Raw genomic sequence first — 6368 nt, forward strand, 5'->3', positions numbered from 1 at the left:
GTCTGGCCCGGTTTTACGAAACCGGGTCAGGCGGCCTTGCGCAACTTTTCCAGCTTTTTCAGCGCCATCTGCCGCTTGAGCCGGCTCAGGTGGTCGATGAATAGGATGCCTTCGAGATGATCCATCTCGTGCTGCAGGCAGGTGGCCAGCAGCCCGTCGATCGCTTCTTCTTGAACTGTGCCGTCAAGGTCCTGCCACCGCGCACGAATGCGGGCGGGGCGTTCGACGTCGGCATAGATCTCGGGCACAGACAGGCACCCTTCGGAATAGACGTTGAATTCTTCCGACGGGTCGAGGATCTCGGGGTTGATGAATACGCGCGGGGTTCGCTTCACCGGCTGGTGGGTGTGCTTGTGATCCCCGTGAGCCGTGCATTCCTCGGGCTCGGCATCGGGATCGTCGGGCTGCAAGTCGATCACCAGCACGCGTTGCGGCACGCCGACCTGGATCGCCGCAAGACCGATGCCGGGTGCGGCGTACATCGTCTCGAACATGTCGGCGACCAGGGTGCGCAACTCGTCATCGAACACTTCGACGCGGGTCGATATCGCCTTGAGGCGGGGATCGGGGATCTCGATGATTTCGCGAATGGCCATGGAGGCCAGATAGTCGCGGGGTTTCGCGCTTGCAAGACGCTGGATTGCTAGACGCAGGATGTCAGACTGGCCGCCGCGCTCGCAACGCCTGTGCCAACGTACCCTCGTCGAGATAATCCAGCTCGCCGCCCACCGGCAGCCCGTGCGCCAGTTGGGTGATCCGCACCGGCAGCGCTTCCAGCCGCTCGGCGATGTAATGCGCGGTGGTCTGCCCCTCCAGCGTGGCATTCATCGCGAGCACCACTTCGTCGATCCCGCCGGCCGTAACCCGCGCGATCAGCGGGCCGATCGTCAGGTCTTCGGGCCGCACCCCGTCGAGCGCCGAGAGCCGGCCGCCCAGCACATGATAGCGCCCGGTGAACAATTTCGCGCGATCGAGCGCCCACAAGTCCGCCACTTCCTCCACCACGCATAGCGCGCGCGCATCGCGGCGCGGATCGGTGCACACGCCGCAGGGGTTGGTGGTATCGACATTGCCGCAAGTCTGGCACTCGACCAGCCCGTCGCGCACCCGTTCCAGCGCATCGAGCAGCGCGGGCAGCGCCGTTTCGCGCCGCTTGATTAGCCACAGCACCGCGCGCCGCGCCGAACGCGGGCCCAGCCCGGGGAGCCGCGCCAGTGCCGCGCTCAATGCCTCGATCTCTTGCGATGCCATCGCACCCCAGATAGGGCCGGGCGCTCGTTCAGGGAAGCACCGCAATGAAGATCGTTTTCTTGGGCACACCCCAGTTCGCGGTGCCGACGCTCGAAGCGCTGATCGCGGCGGGGCATGAGGTTGTGGCTGCATACACCCAGCCGCCGAGGCCAGCAGGGCGGGGCAAGCAATTACAGCCCTCGGCGGTGCAGCGCCGGGCCGAGGCAAACGGGATCGCGGTGCGCTATCCGGCCAGCCTGAAGGGTGCGGACGAGCAGGCGCAGTTCGCTGCATTGGGCGCGAATGTGGCGGTCGTGGCGGCTTATGGCCTGATCCTTCCGCGCGCGATCCTCGAAGCGCCGCGTCTTGGCTGCCTCAACGTTCATGGCTCGCTGCTCCCCCGCTGGCGCGGCGCGGCGCCGGTCCAGCGCGCGATCCTGGCAGGCGATGCCGAGACCGGGGTTACGATCATGCAGATGGAGGCAGGCCTCGACACCGGCCCGATGCTGGCCGAGGTGCGCACCCCGATCGATCGCAAGACCGCGGGGGAACTGACCGACGAGATCGCGGCGCTGGGTGCAAAGGCCATGGTGGACGTGCTGGCCGATCTTGCCGGCCACTCCGCAATCGCGCAGCCTGACGAGGGCGTTAATTATGCAAGCAAGATCGACAAAGCCGAAGCCCGGCTTGATTTCACGGCACCAGCCGAGCAGATCGAACGCCAGATCCGCGCCTTTTCCCCCGCCCCGGGTGCATTCTTCGAGCTGGCGGGTGAGCGGTTCCGGGTGCTGGCGGCTGAGATCATCGATCCGCCGGGTCCCCGCGCAGGCGGGGGCCTCATGCCGGAAACCGCCAATTCGGGACTTTCTGCCCGAGGTCCCCGTCTTCGCGGGGACGCTGGAGTGACGCTCGACAATGCGCTGACGATCGCTTGCGGCGGCGGCGGCGCGATCCGGCCCCTCACGATCCAGCGCGCGGGCCGCCCGGCGATGGATGTGGCTTCACTTTTGCACGGGTATGCAATTCCCTCCGGCACCCGCGTCGGCTGATGCCACGCTTTGCGCTCACCCTCGAATTCGACGGCGGCCCGTTCATGGGTCTTCAGCGGCAGCCGCATGGGCCTTCGGTGCAGCAGGCGATCGAAAAAGCGGCCTTTGCGGTCACCGGCGAGCAGGTGACGCTGGCCGCCGCCGGGCGCACCGATGCTGGCGTTCATGCCACGGCGATGCGCGCGCACTTCGACCTTTCGCGCCCATTCGATCCATTCCGCATGATGGAAGCGCTCAACGCCAAGCTGAAGCCCGTACCGATCGCGGTCACGGCTTGCGAGATTGTGGCCGACGACTGGCACGCACGCTTTTCGTGCATCGGTCGCGCCTATCTCTACCGCATCGCCAACCGGCGCGCTCCGCTGACGCTAGAACTCGGACACGCCTGGCGCATCACCCGCCCGCTCGACGCGGAGGCAATGCACGAGGCGGCGCAACTGCTGGTGGGTCTTCACGATTTTACCACCTTTCGCTCGGTCCACTGCCAGTCGAAAAGCCCGGTCAAGACACTCGACCGGCTGACTGTCCGCCGGGAAGGCGACCACGTGCTGATCGAGGCGGCCGCACGCAGTTTTCTGCACCACCAGGTCCGTTCGATCGTCGGCTGCCTCGCATTGGTCGGACAAAACCAATGGACCGCGCGCGATCTGGCCGATGCGCTCGCCGCAAAAGACCGTTCGGCATTAGGACTTAACGCGCCGCCCGAAGGCCTGTACTTCGTCGCGGCAACATACCCGGGAGAATGATGATGACGGACACCACTGGCAAGCAATTGACCTCGAAGCTCGACGCCGATGGCACGCTGACCGTCGAACTGGTCGAGCAGACGCTGCCCGCACCGACCAGCCATGAAGTGCTGATCCGCGTCGAAGCGGCACCGATCAACCCGTCCGACCTGGGCCTGCTGTTCGCTTCGGCCGATGTGGCCAACGCCACCTACACGCCCGGCAAGGTCGTCGCGCAGATGCCGGCGCCGGCAGTTCGTGCCATGGCCGCGCGCCACGGCCATGCGCTGCCCGTCGGCAACGAAGGCGCCGGTACCGTGATCGCCGCGGGTGAAGCACCCGAGGCGCATGCGCTGATCGGCAAGCTGGTCGCCTGCGTGCCTGGCGGAATGTACGCCGATTATCGCGTGGTCGACGGCCGAACGTGCATGACGCTGCCCGAAGGCCTCACCGCCGAACAGGGCGCCGCCGCTTACGTCAACCCGCTGACCGCGCTCGGCTTTGTCGAGACGATGCGTCGCGATGGCTTCACCGGCATCGTCCATTCCGCCGCTGCATCCAACCTTGGGCAGATGCTGATCAAGATCTGCCGCGAAGACAATGTCCCGCTCGTCAACATCGTGCGCAGCCCCGAACAAGTCGCGCTGCTCAAGGCACTCGGCGCCGAACACGTGGTCGATTCGTCGGCCGAAAGCTTCCTGACCGATCTTGCCGCTGCCATCGAAGCCACCGGCGCGATGTGCCTGTTCGACGCGATCGGCGGCGGCAAGCTCGTTGGTCAGGTGCTGACCGTGATGGAGCAAGTCGCGAACAGGGGCGCCGCCTTCAGCCGCTATGGCTCGAACGCGCCCAAGCACGCCTTCATCTACGGCGCGCTGGACCTGGCGCCCACCATGCTCAACCGCAGCTTCGGCTTTTCGTGGGGTATCTCGGGCTGGCTGCTCACGCCGTTCATGGTCAAAGCCGGCGAGCACGTCGTCGAACGCATGCGCGCCCGCGTCCGCGACGGCCTCACCACCACTTTCGCCAGCGCGTACAAGGCGCGCGTCAGCCTCGATGCGGCGCTGACCAGGGAAGCCGTTCTCGAATACAACGCCCGCCGCACCGGCGAGAAGTACCTGATCGTGCCCAATAGCTGAGCCGACAAACGACCCGCGCCGGATAGCCCCAAGGGCTTCGGCGCGGGTCCAGCTTCTCTATCTTCTTGCGTGTCTCGCATGGTGAAAATGAAATTTCATCATGTTTTGTCGTTCGACTCCAGATACTTGCCTCAAATCCGGGCGGGACGTGCGCCTAACTGGAATCGTGCCGTGTAGGAAAGCTGTTTGGCCCTGCGCGGTTTACTTCGCCGCGAGCACCGCGTGGGCGCGTGTCTGTGCAGCGGCGACAATCACCGCATCGCGCTGCGATCCCAGCGCCTGGCGGGCATGGCTGCGGCAGGCGCGGACCGCCATCCGGCCGGCCAGGTCGCTGGGCTCGTCGGCCGCGCACACCACCTTGACTGCGGCCGCCAGCCGCCGATCGAACGTGGCCTTGCCGCCGGCGGTCGTGAGATCAAGATCGGAGGCATCGACCACACGCTGCGGCGCGGTAGTGGTGTCGGCACGGGCCGAAGCGTGAACCGGCGTGGCAATAGCGACCAGGGCGAAAAGGGCGGTCGAAATGCCGGTCTTGATCGTGGCGGTCTTGATCATGGTGGTCTCCATCGCAGGGGACGCTGCAAAGGCGCTGCGTCGTGAGAGGAGAGCTGCCTTTCCGGAGGCCGCCTGACGCGGAACCTTAACCGATCATTGGCCGATCAAGCACTGATTATTGCCCGATTTGCGCCATTCGCTGACCAAATGTGTCAAATCACTGCACAAAACGCCGGCCGGTTCGCTTCCTTGCAGACATCGGGCAAGACCTTTGCCTGGCGCCAATAGGCGACGAACCCGGCGCGTCGCAGATAGTCGGCAAAGCGCGGATCGTTCCACAGTGGTCGGTTGTTGGGATCAAACAGCATGGGCTGCGAAATCCCTGCTGCTCCACCCGGCGCTGAAAGTGGGCCGTTGTGCTCAAGATCGCGATCGAGCGTCGCGAAGGCCTGGTCGATCGTGCGACGGTAGAACTCGATCGCTTCGGCCGACCGACCAGACTGCATGAGAAAGTCACCCAGGAACGACAGGGCACACGGGCATTCGAGGAACTTGAGTTCGACAGCCTTTCGCAGCAGCGCCTCGCGCTCGATCGGCTTGTGCTTGTCGGTAAGCGACGCAGCAAAGGCAAATCCGTCGGAGGCGTCGGGCCGAAGCGCCCGGAATTGCGCGAACGCGGCCAGCCCTTCGCGCCAGGGCCCTGAAGGGTCGGCCAAATGCGGTTGAAGGAGAATTGTTTCGTTGGCCTGTTCGATAAAGAGCCATGCCGGTGCAAAGCCGGGATTGCGGGAGACAATCTCGTGCGCAAGCTGCAGTTGCCTGCCCGATTGGTTGATCCCGGTTGCGCAAAGCGCAAGCCAGCGGGTCATCACTTCGGAATTGGGCTGGCTGCGATCGTTCGCGCCCTTCATGCCGCATTCGAGCATGCCGGCGGTTTCGCGCGCGGCCTTCCTGATCGTGCCGGGATCGTTCGATGGCAGCGATTCTTCGCCCGTCCACAGCGTCTGCGACCGCGCTTCCTCGATCGTCGTCGCCAGCGTGAAACCCGCAGCCACCGCGGTCAGCGTCGTGTGCGCGATCCAGCCCTTGCCTTCACTGCTCAGTGCAACGCTGTCATCGCCAAGCGTCGAACGCAACTGACCATCGAAGACTTGTGCAAGTTCGGCCGACACTCCGACGGTCTTCAGCGGAGCGATCGTCAATGTTGGTTGGCTCGGCACGCGCCACGGCATCCACGCCAGCGAACCGCCCAGAACCAGCGGCGCGACCACCAGCGCGACCCAGCGCCAGCGACGTGCTGCGGTTGGCTTGCCAACCGTTTCTAACGGCCGCCCGGATGACGATGCCTGCTTGCTCGCCGGAGCGGGATCTGGCGCGCTGGCATGCACGCCGGGATGGCCTGACGCCGATTGCTCGGCCGCGACAAGCCGATACCCGACCTTGCTGATCGTCTCGATGCTGAACAGCGCTTCGTCATGCGCGCCAGCAAGCTTGCGCAGGCGCGAGATCACGCGGTTGATGCTGTCGTCGCCGACCACTCGGCTGTCCCAGCATTGCTCGATCAACTGGTCGCGACTGACGATGCCGCCCCTGGCTCGGGCGAGCGCGACCAGCACCAGCATCACGCGCGGTTCGAGCGTTTCGGCTTCGGTGCTGGTGGTCGAGACTTGCCGCAGTGCGGGTTCGATGCACAACGCGTCGATGCGGAACGGCGCGGTGGTCGCCAGGTC

At 65.3% G+C, this 6368-nt stretch carries 7 protein-coding genes; 3 read left to right on the top strand and 4 right to left on the bottom strand.

The window, feature by feature from the left end; translation table 11 throughout:
• Positions 1–26 precede the first annotated feature (26 nt).
• Together def and recR are read right to left on the bottom strand one after the other, a co-directional pair.
• On the bottom strand, positions 27–596 hold the full coding sequence (gene def / locus Q0R16_RS01115; RefSeq protein ID WP_295630921.1) for a peptide deformylase: 570 nt from the start codon (positions 594–596) through the stop codon (positions 27–29).
• A gap of 61 nt (positions 597–657) precedes the next feature.
• Positions 658–1251 carry a recombination mediator RecR gene (gene recR, locus Q0R16_RS01120; protein ID WP_295630923.1) on the bottom strand — a complete coding sequence of 198 codons (594 nt, stop codon included), beginning with the start codon at positions 1249–1251 and terminating at the stop codon, positions 658–660.
• Between the two features lie 44 nt (positions 1252–1295).
• Here recR and fmt point away from each other — a divergent pair, with 44 nt between their 5' ends.
• From fmt to Q0R16_RS01135, 3 genes are read left to right on the top strand one after another with little or no spacing between them, the layout of a single operon-like run.
• On the top strand, positions 1296–2279 hold the full coding sequence (fmt, locus tag Q0R16_RS01125) for a methionyl-tRNA formyltransferase (protein ID WP_295630925.1): 984 nt from the start codon (positions 1296–1298) through the stop codon (positions 2277–2279).
• Positions 2279–3025, top strand: coding sequence for a tRNA pseudouridine(38-40) synthase TruA (gene truA / locus Q0R16_RS01130; RefSeq protein ID WP_295630927.1), 747 nt, complete (start codon positions 2279–2281; stop codon positions 3023–3025). The genes fmt and truA overlap by 1 nt, the downstream gene beginning before the upstream one ends.
• Positions 3026–3027: 2 nt before the next feature.
• On the top strand, positions 3028–4143 hold the full coding sequence (locus tag Q0R16_RS01135; RefSeq protein WP_295630929.1) for a zinc-binding dehydrogenase: 1116 nt from the start codon (positions 3028–3030) through the stop codon (positions 4141–4143).
• A gap of 201 nt (positions 4144–4344) precedes the next feature.
• Here Q0R16_RS01135 and Q0R16_RS01140 read toward each other — a convergent pair whose 3' ends face one another.
• Together Q0R16_RS01140 and Q0R16_RS01145 are read right to left on the bottom strand one after the other, a co-directional pair.
• A complete protein-coding gene (locus Q0R16_RS01140) occupies positions 4345–4698 on the bottom strand; it encodes a UrcA family protein (protein ID WP_295630931.1) in 354 nt (117 codons plus the stop codon).
• A 152-nt stretch (positions 4699–4850) separates the two neighbouring features.
• Positions 4851–6368, bottom strand: a 1518-nt coding sequence (locus Q0R16_RS01145) for a winged helix-turn-helix domain-containing protein (protein ID WP_295630933.1), incomplete at its 5' end; no start/stop codon positions are given.

Source organism: Novosphingobium sp. (genome assembly GCF_025351285.1).
In the GTDB taxonomy this organism is placed as follows: domain Bacteria; phylum Pseudomonadota; class Alphaproteobacteria; order Sphingomonadales; family Sphingomonadaceae; genus Novosphingobium.

Coding starts and splice junctions, on each gene's coding strand:
- Q0R16_RS01135 (WP_295630929.1), top strand. CDS start 3,028: ATGACGGACACCACTGGCAAGCAATTGACCTCGAAGCTCGACGCCGAT.
- truA (WP_295630927.1), top strand. CDS start 2,279: ATGCCACGCTTTGCGCTCACCCTCGAATTCGACGGCGGCCCGTTCATG.
- fmt (WP_295630925.1), top strand. CDS start 1,296: ATGAAGATCGTTTTCTTGGGCACACCCCAGTTCGCGGTGCCGACGCTC.
- Q0R16_RS01140 (WP_295630931.1), bottom strand. CDS start 4,698: ATGATCAAGACCGCCACGATCAAGACCGGCATTTCGACCGCCCTTTTC.
- recR (WP_295630923.1), bottom strand. CDS start 1,251: ATGGCATCGCAAGAGATCGAGGCATTGAGCGCGGCACTGGCGCGGCTC.
- def (WP_295630921.1), bottom strand. CDS start 596: ATGGCCATTCGCGAAATCATCGAGATCCCCGATCCCCGCCTCAAGGCG.